A 20,645-nucleotide genomic window follows, 5' to 3' on the forward strand; every position below is an offset into this window, starting at 1 on the left:
GAAAGCCCCCTTCGGCCGGGCCGCGCGGCGCACCACCGTCACCCGGCGTCGAACTCGGCTTCGAATTCGTCCATCTCGTCGCGTCCGATGTCGAGCAGGGCGACGTCGGCCGCCGCTTCCACCTCGGCGGCCGCCGTTCCGCGTCCGATATACGCCGCGATTCCCGAAGGCGTCCGGTACTCGAACACCTCTCGCGCGCCGAAGGCCATTCCGTCGCGATGCGCGCGGGCCGCCAATTGCATCGACAGGAGCGAATCCCCGCCCAATTCGAAAAAGCTGTCGTCCGCGCCGATCCGCTCCAACCCGAGCACTTCGGCGAAGAGCGCGCACAAGGCCCGTTCCCGTTCCGTCGACGGCTCCCGGCCGGCCGAGAGCCCGCGGAAATCGGGATCCGGCAACACCGCCCGGTCGACCTTCCCGTTCGCCGTCACCGGCAAGGCGTCGAGCACCACGACCGCCGCCGGCACCAGATGGTCCGGCAGGATCGCGGCGACCCGCTCGCGCAGCGATCCCGGATCCACCGTCCCGGCGGACACGACGTAGCCGATCAACCGGCCGTCCCTGGCCACCACCACCGCCTGGTCGACACCCGCCTGCGCCGCCAGCGCCGCCTCGACCTCGCCCGGTTCCACCCGGAAGCCGCGGATCTTGACCTGGTCGTCGGCCCGTCCGGCGAACACCAGTTCACCCTCGTCCGTCCAGTACGCCACGTCCCCGGTCCGGTACATCCGCCTGCCGCCGTCGAACGGATCGGCGACGAATCGCTCCGACGTCAACGCCGTGCGGCCGAGATAGCCCTGTGCCACCGCGTCTCCGCCGATGTACAGATCGCCCGCGACACCCGGCGGCACCGGGCGCAGGAAGACGTCCAGCACGTACAGCCGCCTGCCCGGCAGCGGCCCGCCGATCGGCAACGCCGGCGCGAGCCCATCGCCCGGCTCGATCGCCTTCGACGACACGCACACCGCGGCTTCGGTGGGGCCGTAGGCGTGCCAGACCCGCAACCGCGGACAGGCCCGCCGGACCCGGTCCACCATCTCGGGCGGCACCACGTCGCCGCTCAGCAGCAGTTCGCGCAGTCCCGAGAAGACCTCCGGCGATTCCTGTGCCAGCGCCCGGAACTGCCCCGCCATCATGACGACCGCGGTGACGCCCTTCGCCACCGAGGCGGCGAGCCGCGCGGCGTCGACCATGCCCGGTTCGGCGAGCAGCACGCCCGCCCCGGAGCCGAGCGACACCCACAGGTCGAACACCGACGCGTCGAACGTGTGCGGAGCGTGCATCAGGACCGTGTCGCCGGGCCCGACGTCCCATCCCGGATCCCCGACCAGGATCGCCGCGGCCCGGTGCTGGACCACCACTCCCTTCGGCGTCCCGGTCGATCCGGACGTGTAGATCACGTAGGCCGGGTCGTTCGCTCCGGCGGAGAACGGCGGGACCTCGCCCTCGACGGTTTCGTCGACGACCAGCCGCGGATATCCCGCGGGCACCAGATCCGCGGTCCCCGCCCCGCACGCCACCGCCGCGACCGCGGAGTCGGCCAGCATGAACGCCACCCGGTCCGGCGGGTAGTCCGGCGAGACCGGCACGAACGCGGCTCCCGCCTTCCACACCCCGAGCCAGGCGGCGACCAGTTCCGCGGACCGCTCCAGCACGACCCCGACCCGGTCGCCCCGGCGCACCCCGCGCTCCGTCAGCGCGCCCGCCACCCGGCCCGCCCATTCGTCGAGCTCCGCGAAGGTCCAGACCCGGTCCCCGTCGATCACCGCCGTCGCACCGGGCGCCTCGCGCACCCACGCTCCGAACATCTCCGGCACCGAGGCCGACGGCACCCCGTCACCGGTGTCGTTCCACCGTTCGACGACCAGTTCCCGTTCGGCGTCACCCACCACGTCGAGGCGGCCGACCGGCGCCGCCGGATCCGCGATCACGCGCTCCAGCACCCGGACGAGGCCGCGGTGTGCCTCTTCCGCCAGTGACGCGGCGACCAGCTCCGGCTGGTACTGCAGATCGGTCGTGAGGCTTTCGCCGGGCATGACCACCAGGGTCATCGCGTACGGCGCCGCCTGGTGGTATTCCCGCAAGGTCAGGCTGAGCCCGCTCGGGGAGACCGAACCCGCCGCGGGATCGGCGTAGTTCTCGAAGCCCACGACCGTGTCGAATCCGGCTCCGCCGAGCTTCTGGATCTCCGGCAGGCCGAGATGGTGATGCGGTACCAGCGCGGACTGCCGGTCCTGCAAATCCTTCAGCAGGCCGATGATCGGCCGGTCGCCGTCCAGCCGCACGCGCACCGGCACCGTGCCGATGAACAGTCCCACGGTCTGTTCCACGCCGGGCAGCTCCGCCGGACGGCCCGAGACCACCGCGCCGAACACCACGTCGCGACGACGCGCCAGCCGGGCGAGCAGCACCGCCCACGCGCCTTGCACGAGCGTGTTCAGGGTCAGCCCGTGACCGCGGGCGAACTCGGCCAGCGCGGCGGTGAAGCCCGGTGAGTGGCGGATCAGTTCGCGGGCGGGCGGGCCGGGGTCCGCCCCCTGCCGTTCGGGGAGCCCGAGCGCCGATCCCTCGGCACCGGCCAGTTCCGCGCGCCACGCCGCCCGTGCCGCCTGCTTGTCCTGATCGGCGAGCCAGGCGAGATAGGTCCCGTAGGAGCCCGCGGGCCGCAGCCTGGCGCCGCCGCGGCCGGCCGCGTAGATGTCGAGAAGGTCCGCCTCGATGATCGCCCGCGACCACCCGTCCATCACCAGGTGATGGCTCGTCGTCACCAGGCAGTGCCGCTCCGGGCCGAGCCGGATCAGCGTCAGCCGCAGCAGAGGCGGTTTCGCCAGGTCGAATTTCCTGGCGCGTTCCCGCGCCGCGATCGCGCTCACCTCGGCCAGCGCGTCCGCTTCGGCCAGCCGCGACAGGTCGTGTTCCGCCCACGGCGGCGTCGCGGCCCGGAAGATGAGCTGGACGGGCTCGCCGGACTTCCGCCGGTGGAAACCGGCGCGAAGCGCCGCATGCCGGTCGAGAACGGCCTCCCACGATTCCCGGAAGCGCCGGACGTCCAGCGGTCCGTCGAGAAACTGCGTCTGCTGGGTCATCTGGATGTCGGGAGCGTCCTCGGCCAGCAGGGAGGCGTGATAGAGCATCCCCTCCTGCATCGGGGACAGTGGCCAGATCTCCGCCAGCGGCGATCCGGAAGGCGTTGCCGACGTGCTCACGATGCCCGCCCCTCGCTGAGTTCCGCCGCGATCGCTTCGAAGCCCTCGATCTCGTCCTGGTCGAGCTGGAGCAGGCCGAAATCGGAGGCGGTGTGCCCACCGGCGGCAGGATCTTCCGCCTGTCGCGCCAACCCGGACAGCGTGTCCAGCAGCGCGCGGACCAGTCGTTCGATCCCGGCGTCGTCGAACGCCTCGCCCGGCCACTCCACCATGAGCGTCAGTTCCGGCCCGGCAGGCAGATCCTGGACTATCGCGTTGACGTCGAGACCGTGCGGCAGCCGCGTGCCCGGATCCATCGAGCCGCCGATCTCCCCTGCCAGTTGCCACGCCTGGACTTCGTTCGCGTCACCGGCGACGAACCGGCCGAGGTAGTTGAACCCGATCCTGGCCGACGGCAGCGCCGCGAGCACCGGTCCGGTCTCGCCGTTGAGGTAGCGCAGCAATCCGTGGCCGAGCCCGTCGCCGGGTACCGCGCGCGACTGTTCCTTGACCGCTTTCAGCAACGAACCCGCCGCCGCACCGCCGGCGAGCACGTCGTCCAGATCGACCCCGGCCACGTCCAGCCGGACCGGATGGGTACTGGTGAACCAGCCCACCGTCCGGGACAGATCCATCCCCTCGACGGGATGGCGGCCATGGCTTTCCACGTCCACCAGCACCGTGTCGCCGCCCTGCCAGCGGGCGACCGCGCCCGCCAGCCCGGCCAGGAGCACCTCGTGCACGCCGCAGTGGAACACCGCCGGTGCCCGGCTCACCAGCACCGACGTCTCGGCGGGCGGCACCGTCCACGACCGCGAACGCACCGCCCCGGACGGGACGGGTTCCTGCGCCGCCGCCTGGCCGAGAATCGCCTGCCAGGCGGGCAGTTCCGCGACCCGTTCGGCGGAAACGGCCCATTCCTCCAGCAGCGCCGCCCACCGGCGGAACGACACGCCCACCGGTTCCAGCGAGGGTCGCCGCCCCGCGGCCACCGCCTCGCAGGCCGCTCGCAGATCTGCCGTCAAAACGCGCCAGGAGACCCCGTCGACGACGAGGTGATGCGCCGCCACGACCAGCCTGCCCACGCGATCCGGCCCGGCGTCCAGCCACACCGCCTGGACCATCACACCCGCGGCCGGGTCCAGCCGTCCGACGGCTTCCCGCGCCGCGGACTCGGCGGCTTCGGCCAAGGACCCGGCCCCCGCCCGCACCCGGGTGATCATTCCCGCCGCGGTCACCGACCCGCGCTCGCCGACCACCAGCCGCGTGCCACCGCCGTCGACCCGCGCGCGCAACATGTCGTGCGTGTCCAGCACGGCCGCGAATCCGGCGGCCAGTGTCTCCTCCGTCAGGTCCGCGGGCGCGCCCGTGACGACCCACTGCGCGAACCCCGCCCCCGCGACGCCTTCGCCGAACATCCGCATCACCGGGGTCAGCGCGACTTCGCCGACACCGTCCGCGAGCGCGGCCGGATCCGGTCGTGGCACGGCGGTTTCCGCCACCAGCCGCGCGAGCCGCTCGGGCGTCCGGTGATCGAAGATCTGCCGCGGCGTCAGCGAAAGGCCGTCACGCCGCGCGCGGGAAGCGACCTGCATCGACGAGATCGAATCCCCGCCCAGTTCGAAGAAACCGTCCTCGACCCCGACCCTGGCCAGCCCGAGCACCTCGGCGAACACCTCGCACAGGATCCGCTCGACCTCGTTCACGGGCTCCCGCCCGGCGGTCTTCGACGAGAAATCCGGTTCCGGCAAGGCCCTCCGGTCGATCTTCCCGTGCGGCGTCAGAGGCAGGGCGTCCAGCGCCACCACCGCCGCAGGCACCATGTACGCCGGCATCCGGGCCGCGAGTTCCTTCCGCAGCGCCTCCGGATCGAGGTCGCCCGGTGCCACATACGCCACCAGGCGGCCGTCGCGGACGGTCACCGTGGCCTGGGCGACCTCCGGACGGCCCGACAAGGCGAACTCGATCTCCCGGGGTTCGACCCGGAAACCGCGGATCTTGACCTGGTCGTCGGCCCGGCCGGCGGACACCAGTTCGCCGTCCTCGGTCCAGTACGCCAGGTCACCGGTTCGGTACATCCGCTCGCCGGGGACGAAGGGATCGGCGACGAACCGCTCCGAAGTCAGCGCCGGGCGCCCCAGATAGCCGCGGGCCACCCCGACTCCCGCCAGGTACAGCTCGCCCGTGACGCCGTGCGGCAACGGACGCAGGAAGGAGTCGAGCAGGTAGCCGCGCACCCCGGCGATCGGCTTCCCGAACGGGATCACGTCCCCTTCCGGCGACAGGGGCATGCTCACCGTCGCGCAGATCGTGGTCTCGGTCGGCCCGTAGGCGTTGATCATCCGCCGTCCGGGCGACAGGCGGTCCACCAGGCCCGGCGGGCACAGTTCGCCCGCCGCGGTCACGGTCTCCAGCCGGTCCGGCAGGACGTCCACAGTGGACAGAACGGACGGCGGCGCCTTCACGTGCGTGATGTCCCAGCGTTCGAGCGCGTCGATCAGCGAAGCGTGCGGCGGCAGATCCTCGTCCGGGGGCATCACCAGCGTCGCCCCCGACAGGAGGGCCATCATCACCTCGGACACGATGGTGTCGAAGCCGAGCGCCGCGAACTGCAGGACCCGGGACGACGGCGACACGGCGAGCCGTTCGATATGCGCCATCGCCAGATTGCCCAGGCCCGAATAGGTGACGACGACCCCCTTCGGCGTGCCCGTCGACCCCGACGTGTAGATCACGTACGCCGCGTCACGCGGATCCAGGCGCGGCAGGGCCTCGTCCGGGGCCGCGGCCAGCTCGGTCTCGTCGAGCACGACCAGCCGGTCGGCGAACTCGGGTGGCACCGCTTCGCGCGTCTTCCCCTGGCACACCACCAGCATCGGATCCGCGCTCCCGAAGATGAACCGGACGCGATCGGCCGGGTAGGCCGGGTCCACCGGGACGAACACCCCGCCTGCCAGCGACACCCCCAGCATCCCGACCAGCCACCACGAGGACCGGCCGACGACCAGCCCGACGCGCTGCTCCCGCCCGACCCCGCGGGCACGCAGGACCGCGGCGAACCTCGACGCCCGATCCCACAGTTCCGCGTAGGACAGCTCGCCTGCACCGTCGGCGACGGCCACCGCGTCCGGGCGTTCCTCCGCCATCCGGCCGATCAGCTCGGGCAGCGGCTCGCCGCCGGTCACCGCGGGTTCCCAGCGAAGCACCGGGTTCCCGAGGACGTCCGCCCGGCCGAGCAGCTCGGACGGCTCGTCGACCATCGCCCGCAGCGCGCCGGCGAACCAGTCCAGCACCGACTCGGCGATGGCCCGATCGACCTGTTCCGGCCAGTAGGCGAGCTGGATCTTGAAGCCCTCACCGGGGATGACCCCGATGGTCAGCGGGTAGTGGGTCCCTTCGATCGTGCCCAGATACGTGAACTGGTCGGAGAAATCCCTCGGGTAGTTCTCGAACACCAGCAGGGTGTCGAAGGACGCGCCGGGGCCGGCCGCCTTCTGGATCTCCGGCAGCCCCAGATGCTGATGCGGCATCAAGGCCACCTGCCGGTCCTGCAGGGCGGTGAGCATTTCGACGACCGTCCGCCCACCGTCCAGCGGTACCCGGATCGGCACCGTGTTCATCATGAGCCCCGGCATCGACTCCACCCCGGGCAGTTCCGCCGGCCGGGTGGCGACCGTCGTGCCGAACACCACGTCGGTCCGCCGCACCAGCCGGGCCAGCACCATCGCCCAGGCGCCCTGCACCACGGTGTTCAGCGTCAGCCCATGGTCACGGGAGAACTCGATCAGCATGGTGTGGAGTTCCGGCGGGAGGTGGATGACGCGGTAGTCGTATTCCGTGCCGGAGTCCGTCTTGGCGACCAGCGCGGGCCCGTCGATGCCGTCCAGTTCGGCTCGCCACGCCGCCCGGGCCGCGTCCTTGTCCTGCCGGTCGAGCCAGCTCAGGTAGTCCCGGTAGGAGGCGACATCCGCCCGCTCCGGGAGCCGTCCGCCCGCCGTGTAGGCCTCGGACACCTCGTTGAGCACGACCGCCACCGACCAGCCGTCGGTCAGGATGTGATGGCTGACCACCACCAGCCGGTACCGGTCCTCGGCCAGCCGGGCCAGCACCAGCCGGAACAACGGCGCCTTGGCGAGATCGAACCGCTTCTCGTGTTCCTGCCGCGCCAAGGCTTCGACGGCCGCGTCGGCATCGCTCGCCCCGGTCAGATCGACTTCCCGCCACGGCAGGGTGACGTGCTTGGCGACGGCCTGCACGGTCTTTCCCGACGCGAGCCGGTGGAAGCTCAGCCGAAGCGCGGGCTGCCGCGCGAACACCGCTTCCCACGCGGCCCGCAACCGGGCCACGTCCCACTGCCCGTTCAGCTCCAGGATCCACTGGCCCTGATAGATGTCGGGCCCCTGCCCGCTGCCGGGTCCCTGGTCGTCGAGGGTCGACTGGAAGAGCAGCCCCGCCTGCAGTGGCGCCAGCGGCCAGATCTCCTCGGCTTCCGGCGCGACGAGCGCCAGCTCCGCCTCGTCCTCCGCGCCGAGCACGATCAGCGGGCGGGCGGCGGGCCGCTCGACCGGTACGGCACGGGCCGCGGCGGCCGCCAGCCGTGCCGGGGTCTCGTGCTCGAAGATCTCCGCGAGCGTCAACGACAGCCCGGCCTTGGCCGCCCGCGCCGCGAGGCGCATCGCGACGATCGAATCGCCGCCCAGTTCGAGGAAACCGTCGTCGACACCCGCCCGGTCGAGGCCGAGCACGTCCGCGAAGAGTCCACAAAGGACTTCCTCCGCCTCGGTGGCCGGTTCCCTGGTGGCGGATCCGGCCGTGAAATCGGGCGACGGCAGCGCCGCGCGGTCGACCTTGCCGTTGCCGGTCAGCGGCAGCGCGTCGAGGGCCAGTACGGCGGCCGGGACCAGGTACTCCGGCAGCACCGCCCCGAGCCGCTCGCGAACGAGAGCGGGGTCCGCGTCCGCCACCACATAGCCGATCAGCTGCCCGTCGATCGCGACCACGACGGCCTCGTGGACGTCCGGCTGAGCGGTCAACGCCGCCTCGATCTCACCGGGCTCGACGCGGAATCCGCGGATCTTGACCTGGTCGTCCGCCCGCCCCGCGAACAGCAGTTCGCCGTCGGCGGTCCACTGGGCGAGGTCCCCGGTCCGGTACATCCGCCGCCCGGACCCGGCCGGATCCGCCACGAACCGCTCCGCCGTCGGACCGGCCCGGTCCAGGTAACCGTCGGCCAGCCCGGAACCGGCGAGGTACAGGTCGCCGATCACCCCCGGCGCCACGGGACGCAACGCCGCGTCGAGCACGTGGACCCGGCGGCCGGTGAGGCCACGGCCGATCGGCAGGACCGCGCCCAGCGGATCACCCGGCGCGAGCAGATGCCAGGTCGCGCAGAGCGTCGTCTCCGTCGGTCCGTACAGATGCCGGATCCGGGTCCGCGGGCTCACCGCCCGCACCCGCTCCACCGCGTGCACGGGTACCAGGTCGCCACCGGTCAGCACCTCGGCGAGGCCCGCGAACGACTCCGGCGCCTCCTCCGCCACCGCGCGGAAACTGCCCGCGGTCAAGTGGGCCCGCGTGACCCCGGCGGCGACCGCCTCCCGCAGGCGCCGGGCGTCCACCACCCCCGGCTCGGCGATCACCACCCGGGCACCGGACACCAGCGGCACCCAGATCTCGTACAGGGACGCGTCGAAGGAATGCGGCGCGTGCATGAGGATCGCGTCCCCGGGCGTCACCGCCCAGCCGGGATCGCCGACCAGCTCCGCGACGCCGCCGTGCGGGATGGTCACGCCCTTCGGTGTGCCCGTCGAACCGGACGTGTACATGACGTAGGCCGCGTCCTTCGGCCCCACCGGGACCGCCGGGGCCTCGCTCGCGCCGCCGTCCGCGACGGCGTCCGCCTCGATCGGCTCGATCCCCGCCGGCACGCCGCCGCGTGTCGCGGCCGAGCACACCATCAACGACACACCCGAATCCGCCACCATGAACGCCACCCGCGGCGCGGGATAGGCGGCGTCGACCGGGACGTACGCCGCCCCCGTCTTCCAGACGGCGAGCAGCGCCACCAGCAGATCCGCCGAACGGTCCAGCATGACCGCGACCCGTCCGCCGCGGCGGGCGCCGCGGGCGGTCAGCCGCCCGGCCAGCCGGTCCGAGAGTTCGTCGAGCCGCCGATAGGTCAGCACCCGATCACCGTCGACCACGGCCACCGCGTCCGGTGCCCGGTCCACCCTGCGGGCGAACAGATCCGGCACCGTCGGGGCGGTCTGCGCTGCGGGAGTCATCGTTCTCCTTCAAGAACCACCTGGTGCGCCGTCCCGTTGCCGTTGCGCCGGGCACCGTTGCTTTCCGGTTTGGCGAACTGTGTGTGATAGAGGTCCGCGTAAAGGCCGCCCTCGGCCAGCAATTCCTCGTGCGTCCCGCGTTCGGCGACCCCGCCGCCGTCGATCACGAGGATCTGGTCCGCGTCGCGGATCGTGGACAACCGGTGGGCGATCACCAACGAGGTCCGGCTGCGCAGGGCGGTCTTGAGCGCCGCCTGCACGGCCGCCTCCGACTCGGAGTCCAGATGCGCGGTGGCTTCGTCGAGCACGACGACCGTCGGCGCCTTCAGCAGCAACCGGGCGATGGCCAGTCGTTGCTTCTCCCCACCGGACATGCGGTAGCCGCGATCACCCGAGACGGTGTCCAACCCCTGGGGAAGCGATGCGATGAGATCCCAGATCTGGGCTCCCTTGCAGGCCTCGACGAGCTCCTCCTCGGTGGCCGTCGGGCGGGCGTAGAGCAGGTTCTCCCGGATCGTGTCGTGGAAGAGGTACGAGTCCTGGCTGACCACGCCGACCGTTTCGCGCAGCGAATCGAAGGTGAGGTCCCGCAGGTCCTGCCCACCGGCGTGGATACTCCCGGCGGTCGGGTCGTACAACCGGGACACCAGGTGCGTGATGGTGCTCTTCCCCGCGCCGGACGGACCGACGAGCGCGGTGAGGGTTCCGGCGGGCACGTGGAAGCTCACGTCGCGCAGGACGTCCGGCGGCACCTCCCCGCGTTCCCGGTCGGCGCGCAGATGTTCCAGCGAGGCCAGCGAAACCTCGTCCGCGGTGGGGTACCGGAACGCCACGTTCCGGAACTCGATGTCCGGCGCCACGCCCTTCTCGAGCGCGACCGCGTCGTCACGTTCCTCGATCAGCGGCTTCAGATCGAGCAGCTCGAAGATCCGGGAGAAGCTCACCACGACGGTCTGCGCGGTCTCCTGCATCCCCGACAGCTGGGTGATCGGCCCGAACAGCCGTGAGAGCAGGGTCGCGATGGCGACCAGCGTCCCGAGCTGGAACGCCCCGGCGAGCACGAGCTCGCCACCGATCCCGTAGACGAGCGCCGTGGCGAGCGAGGCCACCAGCGCCATCATCACGAACGCCATCCGGCCGTAGACCGAAAGGCTCACGCCGATCCGGCGGATCCGCCCGGCTCGCTCCCGGTACTCGGCCATCTCGTCGTCCGGACGGCCGAAAAGCTTGGAGAGCATCGCACCCTGGACGTTGAACCGCTCGTGGAGCAGCCCGCCGAGGCCGTCGTTGGCCTCCATCAGCCGTCCGGCACGCCGCTGGATCGCGCGTCCCACGCGGATCCAGGGAAAGAGGAAGAGCGGCACCAGCACCAGCACGACGACGGCGACGAGCCACGACAGGTAGACCAGCTCGGCCAGCACGACGAAGACCGTGAGCGCGCTGGTCGCCGCGATCAGCAGGCCGCCGAAATGCTGCTGCGCCATGATCAGGTCGGTGTGCAACCGGCCGACCAGCACCCCGGTCTGCGTCCGGGTGAAGAACGCGATCGGCAGCCGCCGGACGTGGTCGAGCGCCTGCACCCGGAGGTCGTAGCTGACCCCCTCCCCGATCCGGCCGGAGATCCAGGCCGACACCAGCGCCAGGGCCGCGCCCGCCACCGCGAGCCCGGCGGCCAGGCAGGACATCAGGATCACCGTCCCCGGGTCGTTCCCGACGATGCCGTCGTCGACGAGTTCCCTCAGCAGCAAGGGGGTCGCGACGACGACGAGCGACTCCAGTGCCGCGACGAGGACGAAAAACGCCACCATGCCGATATGCGGACGGAAGTAGGAGAGCACCCGGCGCACCGTCCCGGGATTGACCTTGGTCTCCCAGGGATCGGGATCGTCATCGCTCTTCCGCACCCCCCGTAGTTCAGCACTGCGTCCATTCGGGCACCCCTCTCACACAACAGGTCGGCGATCTCAATCGTGCTGAATCGTGTCGATGTCCACGAGTGGGGCGAAGCGAACACTTGGCGGCGGACCCCGCTTCGCACTGTCCACAAGCGACGGTCATACCGTCGCCGGGGGTCAGCGGGACACGCGGGGAACGTGCCAGCCGTGGAATCGGAGCGCTTCGGCGAGCCTGCCGGTGTCGTCCGGGCGGACGGAGACCTCGGCGACCCCGACCGGCAGCCCCGTCGAATGCTCCAGCCGGACGTCCTCGATGTTGACCTCCGCCAGCTCAGCCGCGTTGAACAACCGGGCCAGTTCGCCCGGCCTGTCCCGCAGCACCACCTGGACCACCGCGAAATCGCGGACCGGCGAGCCGTGTTTCCCGGGGATCCGGGCGTGCCCTTCCACCCCGCGGCGCAGGAGATCGGTGACGCCGTCGAGGTCTCCGGACCGCAGCGCGGAGGCCGTCGCGGCGAGATCCGCCGCGATCCGTTCGAGTACCGAGGCCACCGGAACCGCGTTCCCGGAAAGGATCCGCCGCCACAGCCCGGGGTCCCCGGCGGCGATCCGGGTGACGTCGCGCAGGCCCTGTCCGGCGAGGCTCAGCGCGACGTCGTCGCCACCCGCCAGTGCCGCCGCGACCGCCGACGCCGCCACGTGCGGAGCGTGCGACACCAGCGCCACCGCCGCGTCGTGGTCGCCCGCGGGCACGGTGACGACCTCCGCTCCGCACAGCGACACCAGCTCACGGACCAGCCCCAGTGCGCCCGCGTCCGTTTCCGCACGAGGGCAAAGCGCCCACGGGCGGCCGAGGAACAGATCGGCACGAGCCGCCGCCGGCCCGGACCGTTCGCGGCCGGCGAGCGGATGCCCTGGTACGTAAGAGGCCGGATCACAGCCGAGCCGGTCCGCGTCGGCGATCGGCCCGGCCTTGACACTGGCCACGTCGGTGTAAGCCCTCGCGGCGCCTTCCTTCTGGAGCCAGGCCAGCCGATCACCCACGAGGTGCGGCGGCACGGCGAGCACCGCCAGATCCACTTTCCCGCCGGTCCATTCCCGGCCGGCGCCGAGTTCCTCCGCCAGCCGGAGAGCATCCGCGTCGACGTCGGACAGGTGGATCGCCGTGCCCTTCTCACGAAGGGCCAGCGCGACCGAGGTGCCGATCAGTCCCGTACCGACGACAAGTGCGTTCCGAACGGTCACCCTGCCTCCTTTGCAGCGGCGCACCGTGAAGGCCTCCTCGATGGACTCGGAATCCTCGAGGAGACCTTCACGGCCTCATCTCGCGGCGAGGTCGGTCGCCTGGTTCTCCAACCGGCCCGCGAACTCCGACCAGACCCGGGCGTGGTCTTTCGCGAAGCCGGCTATCACGCCGTACAGATGGGGCGGGACGCCGTGCAGGATCCTTTCCCATTCCTGGCCGTCGATCGAGTGCATGGACAGCATCCTCAGCAGGAGCCTGCCCACCTCGCTCAGCCGCAGCGCGGGATCGGCCTTGAGGCGCTCCAGCACGGCGAGCCGTTCCCGGTCCACGGTGCTGTCGAACTCGGGTTCCGGCCACCGCAAAGGATGCGGCTTGGCCCGCAGCTTCCTGCTCCCGTCCGGGGTCGGGCTCTCACCGCGCTCCAGCCGGGCCCGCACGTCCCGGACGGTCTCCGGGGAGATACCGACCTTCTTGGCGACCTGCCGAAGCGAAAGCCCCGGATCGTTGCGAATGAGCTCGGCGGCGAGTTTCCGCCGCTCCGAACCGTCGACGGGACGGATCCGCCCGTCACGCCCGATCCTCGCCTCGCCTCCGCTTTCGCCGCCGCGTCGCCGCAGATCGGCCACGGTTCCCGCGGAGATACCGGTCGCCGACGCCACCCGCCGGTCGGACCACTGCGGATGTGTCCCGATGATCTGGACGGCCGCCCGTTTGCGATCCGCGAGGGAAAGCGGCAGACCGTGCCGGATATTCGCTTCCACGGCGAGGACGAAGGCGTCGGATTCGGCGCCGTCGATGAATCTCGCCCGGATTTTCGTATCGCCTCTGACTCGTGCCGCCGTCAGCCGGTGCAGGCCATCGACCACCTGCATCGTCGGACGGTGAACGAGAATTGGCGGAAGCTCCCACTCCGCGGACAGCAGTGTCTCGACGTGTTCCGGATCCTCGCCAGAGGTTCGTGGCGAACATGCGGTGGACAGCCGGGACAACTCGATATCGACGACAGGGAGAGCGGAGAGGTCAACTCTCGTCGGATCCAACCTGGCCCCCATTGAATCTTTTGTTTGCTCGACGTTTGCGATATGGCAAGGAACCCACCGTCCAACTGCTCGGCTTCGGTGGTTGGACACCATGAACCCGTCCGACGCCGTCTTCGGCAGCAGGGCGGGGTGTCCTCGACGGTGAGGATCCCTCGAGCACCACCGGACAGATCCGCGTCCTCGCGGTCCGTCCCCACGGTCTCCCAGATGACCGGTGGCGCGTTTTCCGACGAACTACCGAAGCTGAAAGGGCAGCCTCCCATCGCCCCGACGACGATCAGGCGAGACGTTCACTCGACGACCCGGCCCGGCAAGACGGGCATGAGCGCAGCCCGACCAAGCCGATACTCGCCGTGGAGCGAGGCCGGACGTGTTCGTTCCTTGTTCTCCATACCGGCTCGGCTGGTCACCGGATGGAAGCTATGAATGCCTCTTGGTCGCGAGTCACCGTCGCACCCCCCATCAGTCCCCAGTAGGCGCGAACCATGTCAACCCCAGTGGGTCCGCACCATCGCAGCATGGCATGAATAATCCATGTCGGCAATTGACAAACAGTGTGATTTCCGTAGACAAGACGGTTCCCAAGATCAATATCCGAATCCCCGCATCCGGCATTGACACGGATGTCGAACATAAGTATCGCGACCGTACGCGCGTTTGTCCCGGCGGACGCCGTTAGGCTGTTCGCATCTCTTGCTAGGCCATTCATACGACCCTATTCTCCTCCCGAGATGATCTCGGCAGGACAGGGTTTTGTCCCACTCCCCGGCATCTGTTCACACGAACGGCCGAACGTTTCCGCCGGCGCCGGGTCGCCGGGCGCTGAAGCAAAGTACGGCCTGCCATCGTCGGCACGGCAAGGGAACGGCGTCCGCGCCGGGCGAAAGGGCGCGACGAAGACTCACCCACGTGAGCGAACCATCGAGCGTCCAGGTGAACCCGGCACCCCTGCCGTTCAGCCAAATGACGAAAGACGTGCTCGTCCGTGCCGCGCGAAGTACACCGAACGGCCATTCACGGCCCAGAAAGGGGAAACCCGCCCGGGGACACCGGAATTCCCGGAATGGCGACGGAGGGCCCATTTTCCGCGCCAGAGCACCTGTGTTCGCCCGGTCATCCGACGTTTATCGGCCGGTGTCCGGCAAAGCAGGCGGCGCCGCGTCCAGCAGCGCACTTGGACAGTCGTTCACGGGGTGGGACGGCGGCCGACGGGCATGAAAATGCCGCGGGCGCCTTCACGGCACCCGCGGCATCGTCGTGCTTCCCGGACGGCTCTCCTACTCGATGGGGAAATCGAAATAGGTGTCCGGGTAAGGCTCGTCCTTCAGGCTGTAGTGCCACCACTCGCACTCGTACGAGCTGAAGCCCGAGCCCTCCATGATCGCGCAGAGGTGCGCGCGGTTCTTCGCGGCCTCTTCCGGCACGCCCTCCGCTCCGTGATGCGAGACGACGTCCATCAGGTCGTGGTCGCCGCCCATGTCGGCGAGCTCGCCGGTGTCCAGGCGGAAGAGCGTCAGGTCCACCGTGCTGCCCCGGCTGTGCCCGGACTTGGTGGCCACATAGCCCTGTTCGAACATCTGAGGCCGCTCGATGTTCGGGTAGTGCCTGGCCTTCTTCCGGCCGTCTTCGGGCTCTTCCGCCCAGCGCATGAAGCGGTCCACGGCGCGCTGCGGGCGGTACCCGTCCCAGAGGAGCAGACCGAAACCGAGCTCCGCGGCCTTGTCCCGCGCCTTCTCCAGCGCCGCGCAGAACGCAGGCGTGCCGACGACGCGGTTCACCAGGTAGCCGTCCACCGGCTTGCCGGTGAAGTTGTCCCACGTGGCGTACTTGGCGTCCCAGCGGATCCCGGGGACGACCTCGTCTACGAAGACGAAATCATCCTTCATTCGTCACGGCCCGCCAGCGTCAGGTTCACCAGCCGGTCGATCACGTCGCCGAGCGAGAGGCCGGCGGCGTTCATCATCCGCGGGTAGCGGCTGTACGAGGTCAGGCCGGGCAGGGTGTTGACCTCGTTGAGCACGACGCTGCCGTCCTCCTTGAGGAACAGGTCCACGCGGGCGAGCCCGCGGCAGCCCAGTGCGCGGTAGATGACCTTGGCCGTCTGCTGGACGAGGTCACGCGAGGCGTCCGGGATGTCGGCGGGGACGATGAAGCTCGAGTTCTCGGAGCCGGTCTCGGGGCTCTCCTCCTGGTGGATCTTGAAGAAGCCGTGGGTCAGCGCGACCCGGTCGACCTCGCCCGCGAACAGGTCCTCGTCGTTGCCGAGGATCGAGCAGCCGATCTCGCTGCCGATGACGGCCTCTTCGATCAGGATCTTCGCGTCGTACTGGCGCGCCTCCGCGAGCGCGGCGGGCAGCTCTTCCTTCGCGGAGACCTTGCTGACGCCGAACGACGAGCCGGAGCGGGCGGGCTTGACGAAGACCGGGTAGTTCAGCTCGTCCGGGTCGACGTCGTTGTCCGGGGTGACGATGTGGAAGTTCGGCGTCGCGATCCCCGCGCCGCGGACGACGGAATAGGTGAGCGACTTGTCGATGCACATGACCGAGCTCGGCAGGTCGCAGCCGACGTAGGGGACGCCGGAGATCTCCAGCAGGCCCTGCATCGCGCCGTCTTCACCGAACTTGCCGTGCAGCACCGGCAGCACCACGTCGAGGGCGATCGTCTCGTACTTGCCCTCGTCGAGGACGAGCAGACCGTGCACCCCGCGGTCCGGCGACAGGACGGCCGGGCGGACGTTCCCGTTCTCCCAATCCTCGGCGGGACCGTCGCAGAGCATCCAGGACCCGGCCTGGGTGATCCCGATGTAGTACGGCTCGTACTTCTCGAGGTCGAGGTTCTTCTGGACCTCGCGCGCAGATTTGATGGAGATAGGATGTTCTTCGGAAAGCCCGCCGAACAGAATTCCGATTTTCAGCCTACCCATACTACTTCCCGCTTTCGAATTGGAGACAATTGATGATGGAGTTTTCAACAGTGTCACTCAGTGCATGGTCCGTGTAATAGGCGGTATGCGGGCTGATGAGCACGTTCGGCAGCTTTTCCAGCCGCAGCAACGTTTCGCTCTCGAGCGGCTTGTTCCGGCAGTCGGCGTAGAAGATACCTTCCTCTCCTTCGACGACGTCCAATGCCGCTCCGCCCAGTTTGCCGTCTTCCAGCGCCGAAATGAGGGCTTCGGTTTCGATGAGCGGGCCACGTCCGGTGTTGATGATGTACGCGCCGTCCTTCATCTGCTCGATGTTCTTGCGGTCGAGAAGATGATAGGTATCCGTATTGAGCGGGACATGGAGCGTCACGATGTCGCTCTGCTGGAGCAATTCGTCGAGCGGAACATAGTCGGCCGAGGCGCTCAGCAGCGTGTCGTAGGCCAGCACCCGGCAGCCGAAACCACGCAGCCGGTCCAGCACCGCGACCCCGATCCGCCCTGTTCCGACCACTCCGACGGTCAGATCGCGCAGCTCTTTCCCGCGCACCTCGTTCAGCCGGTAGTCGTGGACCTCGGTGCGGCGGATGATGGACTTGGCGTCGCGCACCGCCATCAGCATCAGCATCAGCGTGAAGTCGGCGACGCTGTCGGGCGAGTAGGCGACATTGCCCACGGTGATACCGACGCTCGCCGCGTAGTCCACATCGATGTGGTTGAAGCCGATGCTCCGGGTGGAGATGTATTCGACGCCCGCTTTTCCGAGCGCGCGAAGAATGGAATTCGTGACCTTGGTCTTGTGGCCGATACTGATGCAGCGGTTTCCGGAGACCAGCCCGATATTGGCCTCGGATACCGGCTCGTCCACAATGGTCGGCATGATGCCGAAACGAGGTGCCATCTCCCGGAACAAGGCGGCCTCGTCCGATCCGCAACCATAAATCGTGATTCCCCTCGCCAAGACGGCCGAGGAGGAGGCGGACGCCGGCGATCCGGTGCGGAGGGCAGCTGATCGCGCTGGTTCGCTGTTGGTCATGCCCGACATTGTAGGCAGCGCGTTGTTGCCGCTTCTTATGGGGTTTTCGATGCCCCGACAATAAGTTACCAACTGGTAGCGCCGAGTGCATGTCGTCGACGCTCACCTGCGCCGCACGGCTCTACCGTAGATCTTGCCCGCCTCCCCCTGGCGTCGAAACCGCACCGTGACCGATGCCACAAAGCCATCCGGACACGAGGTCCGCGAGGTGTTCCGGAGCGTCCCTGGCCACGAGATGACCCGCCGACGGCACCCGGACGACGGCGACCCGGCGGCCGGCCGCGCGCAGCCGGTCCACATCGGCGTCGCGGAGTGGCGAGCCCTGGCCGGCGTGCACCACCAGGATGGGCAGGTCCACGGCCCCGGCCGTGGCGAGCAGGGCGGGACCCGAGCCGAGGACGTCGTCCACCAGGCGGGGGTAGCGGCCGCCGAGCCCGTGGAAGTCGAGCCACGAGCGCGCCCGGCCCGGCTCGAGGTCGGGGACGACGTCGACGAGCACCAGCCCGGACGCGAGCGCCGCGACGGCCGGATCCGCGAGCGCCGCGACCGCGGCCAGACCACCGACCGAGGCGCCGACGAGGACGGCGGGCGCGGGCTGGCTCGCGATCATCCCGGCCACGTCGCCGGCCAGCGCCCGGAGCGTGGTCGCCCGGCCGGAGCTGCCCCCGTGTCCGCGCAGGTCGAAGGCCACCGATCGGAAGCCGTGCCGGGCCAGCATCGCCGCGACCGGCGCCCACACCTCGCGACGTTCCCCGCCCGCGTGGAGCAGCAGGACCGTCGGGCCGGCGCCGGTCACCGTGCCCCGCAGGGTGACTTCGCCCAGGTCGAGACTGATTTCGGTGCTCACGGCATCCCCCTTACCTTGGAGTGTCAAGGTAGCGCGAATACCTTGGCCCATCAAGGTACGATCCGGTCGTGACGACCTCCCGCGCACGAAGGGCCCCCGAAGAGGCCAGGCGGCTGATCCTCGACGCCGCGGCCGCCCTGCTCGGCGAGTCCGGCGTCGCCGCCGTCCAGATGCGCGCCGTGGCCGCGCGGGTCGGCATGACCGACGCCGGCGTCGCCCATCACTTCGGCAACCGCGACAAGCTGCTCGCCGAACTCCTCCGGCACGGTGGCCGCCGTCTCCGAGGCGCGCTCGAAGGCCTTCTCACCAGCTGGCTGGACCGGGACGCCGACCTGCTCGGGCTCGTCGAAGCCCTCCACGCGCTGTACCGGGACGGTTACGGCGAGCTCGCGGTGGCGCTGCACGCGGCGGGCTGGAGAGACCCGGGCAGCGGCATGCTCGACCCGGTCGTCGAGGCCCTCCACCGGCTCCGGCCACCCGGCGGTTCCCTCGACGACACGCGGCTCGCCGTCGCGGCCCTGCATCAGGCGATGGCCACGGAGACCCTGTACGGGAGCGATTTCCGGCGCAGCGCCGGGCTCACCGGGGCCGCGGCGGAGGAATCGTCCGCGCAGGTGCGCTGGTGGGCCCGCCAGCTCCACCTCGCGCTCGACGTCTCGTGAGTGGCAAGGACGGTTCTAACCGTCCTTGCCACTCACGAGAACGAAACGTCAGCGAATACCCTGCGTGATGCGTTCGCCGAGGCCTTCGACGTCGCCGAGCGCTGCTCGCAGCTCGGCGGCGTACTCTTCGGCCCCGGCCCGCAGGCCCCGCTCGACGACGTCCACGGCGTCGAACGTCTCGACGTCCCCACCGCTCAGCGCGGCGACGGATTCCTTGACGAGGGCGCCGAGCAGCAGTTCTTCGGGAACCCCCGGCACCCCTTCCAGCGGCCAGACGAGATCGTCGAGCACGCTTTGCCCGCCGACTTCGCGGACCAGGCCCGCCGCGGTGATCCCCGGCACCCGGAAACCCTCCGGCAGCACCGCGCGAACGCTCAGGTTGTGCGAAAGCCAGTACAGCAGCTGCGCGTTCACTTCCAGCTTGACCGGCTTCGGCGTCAGCCACAGCGTGAGGTTCACGTAGTACTCGGTAAGGCGATCGAGCACCTCGCCGCCCTTTTCGAAACCCCACAGATTGATGTCGAAATAGTGGTGCCAAGTGGCATCGGCGACGATTCGCCCGACCCCGGCGGCCGCGCCGTCGTACACACAGGACACGCCGTAGACCTGACCGTTGCGCTTGTCGGTGCCCTGCGCGACGATTTCGGGCTTCGGCTGCCCCGATCGGCCGGACGGCCAGACATCCGCCGGGAATTGCGCCGGAATGACCAGCTGCCCCTCGTGCATATGGTCCGGGAAAACGGTGATCGGTCCCCGCCTGCCCTGGAACAACGCGTGCGGCCTGCCGAACCGCTTCCGCAGGATCAGCTCCTGCGGGTACGGGTCGAGGTCGTTCGGGATCGGATTGTCGATGTCACTGCCCCACGGATCCGGCTGGTGGGTGTTGTGGCTGAACTCGATACTCGCGTCCGGCCGGTCGTTCCACACCCGTAGCTCACCCGCGCGCGGGACCCGGTGTCCCAGCGCCCGGCCCAGGTTCAGGTAATCGGGCAGCGACGGATCCGCTCCCGGCGGACGCGGATTCGAGTGGTCGCCGCAGATGAGCACGCCACCACCGGCGTCCATCCACGTCCGCAGCGCGGCGACCTCCGCGTCCACGAGCTCGTTTTCCGGCTCTCCCGGCATATTGGACTGCAGGATGCCGAAGAACCACACCTGCTCGTATCGGCCGAGCACTTCGGACGTGAGTTTGTTGGCGGCGTGCCCGCCTTCGTGCCGGTTGATCAAATCGATCTCGAACTCGGCGAAGAAAGGCTGGTTCCCCAAGAGCAGATCGCGGACGATTCCCAAAGAGAAGCCGCCGTTCCCCGAGAAACCGACGACATCGGTGTAGAACAGAATTCTGATCTTCGGCTTGGCGAGCGGGCTGACTTGATCAGCGACGAGACGCGCGTCGAACATCGGTGATTCCCCCTTGCTTGAAGCGCCATGCCGTCCTCCCCGGCGGCGCCCTCCCTTCCACGTATACCGGAACTTCCGATGATCGTGCAGGCGCGAAGCAGACTGAGGAATTCGCGGTGATCAAGAACG

The 20,645-nt window shown here is 69.7% G+C and carries 11 protein-coding genes; 1 reads left to right on the forward strand and 10 read right to left on the reverse strand.

The annotated features are described in order from the left end of the window. Positions 1 to 38: 38 nt before the first annotated feature. The 9 genes from MJQ72_RS34000 to MJQ72_RS34040 all read right to left on the reverse strand — a co-directional run bounded on the left by MJQ72_RS34000 (position 39) and on the right by MJQ72_RS34040 (position 18,453). Positions 39 to 3,206 (reverse strand): amino acid adenylation domain-containing protein, encoded by a 3,168-nt coding sequence (locus tag MJQ72_RS34000; protein ID WP_240595178.1) that lies wholly within the window; start codon positions 3,204 to 3,206, stop codon positions 39 to 41. Then, on the reverse strand, positions 3,203 to 9,469 hold the full coding sequence (locus MJQ72_RS34005) for a non-ribosomal peptide synthetase (RefSeq protein WP_240595179.1): 6,267 nt from the start codon (positions 9,467 to 9,469) through the stop codon (positions 3,203 to 3,205). Before MJQ72_RS34005 ends, MJQ72_RS34000 begins: the two co-directional genes overlap by 4 nt. Beyond that, positions 9,466 to 11,373: an ABC transporter ATP-binding protein gene (locus tag MJQ72_RS34010; protein WP_240595180.1), complete on the reverse strand. Its 1,908-nt coding sequence runs from the start codon at positions 11,371 to 11,373 to the stop codon at positions 9,466 to 9,468. The genes MJQ72_RS34005 and MJQ72_RS34010 overlap by 4 nt, the downstream gene beginning before the upstream one ends. Before the next feature lie 168 nt (positions 11,374 to 11,541). Continuing rightward, entirely contained in the window at positions 11,542 to 12,609 is a 1,068-nt protein-coding gene (locus tag MJQ72_RS34015; RefSeq protein WP_240595181.1) for a prephenate dehydrogenase, read from the reverse strand. Between the two features lie 75 nt (positions 12,610 to 12,684). Next, on the reverse strand, positions 12,685 to 13,482 hold the full coding sequence (locus tag MJQ72_RS34020) for a helix-turn-helix domain-containing protein (protein WP_240595182.1): 798 nt from the start codon (positions 13,480 to 13,482) through the stop codon (positions 12,685 to 12,687). A 1,445-nt stretch (positions 13,483 to 14,927) separates the two neighbouring features. Next, on the reverse strand, positions 14,928 to 15,536 hold the full coding sequence (gene vanX, locus MJQ72_RS34025; protein WP_240595183.1) for a D-Ala-D-Ala dipeptidase VanX: 609 nt from the start codon (positions 15,534 to 15,536) through the stop codon (positions 14,928 to 14,930). Further along, the gene (vanA-Ao2, locus tag MJQ72_RS34030; protein WP_396426896.1) at positions 15,533 to 16,573 is read right to left on the reverse strand and encodes a D-alanine--(R)-lactate ligase VanA-Ao2; all 1,041 of its coding nucleotides are present in this window, start codon (positions 16,571 to 16,573) and stop codon (positions 15,533 to 15,535) included. Before vanA-Ao2 ends, vanX begins: the two co-directional genes overlap by 4 nt. A gap of 1 nt (position 16,574) precedes the next feature. Continuing rightward, positions 16,575 to 17,606, reverse strand: a complete 1,032-nt coding sequence (vanH, locus tag MJQ72_RS34035; RefSeq protein WP_315860777.1) for a VanH-AOV family D-lactate dehydrogenase — start codon at positions 17,604 to 17,606, stop codon at positions 16,575 to 16,577. A gap of 121 nt (positions 17,607 to 17,727) precedes the next feature. Next, positions 17,728 to 18,453: an alpha/beta fold hydrolase gene (locus MJQ72_RS34040; RefSeq protein ID WP_240595185.1), complete on the reverse strand. Its 726-nt coding sequence runs from the start codon at positions 18,451 to 18,453 to the stop codon at positions 17,728 to 17,730. Positions 18,454 to 18,521: 68 nt separating this feature from the next. On the opposite strand from MJQ72_RS34040, the gene MJQ72_RS34045 reads away from it, so the two are divergent. After that, a complete protein-coding gene (locus MJQ72_RS34045; protein WP_240595186.1) occupies positions 18,522 to 19,115 on the forward strand; it encodes a TetR/AcrR family transcriptional regulator in 594 nt (197 codons plus the stop codon). A 48-nt stretch (positions 19,116 to 19,163) separates the two neighbouring features. Here MJQ72_RS34045 and MJQ72_RS34050 read toward each other — a convergent pair whose 3' ends face one another. Beyond that, on the reverse strand, positions 19,164 to 20,516 hold the full coding sequence (locus MJQ72_RS34050) for a hypothetical protein (protein WP_240595187.1): 1,353 nt from the start codon (positions 20,514 to 20,516) through the stop codon (positions 19,164 to 19,166). Positions 20,517 to 20,645 lie beyond the last annotated feature (129 nt).

The sequence above is a fragment of the Amycolatopsis sp. EV170708-02-1 genome (assembly GCF_022479115.1).
In the GTDB taxonomy this organism is placed as follows: Bacteria; Actinomycetota; Actinomycetes; order Mycobacteriales; family Pseudonocardiaceae; genus Amycolatopsis.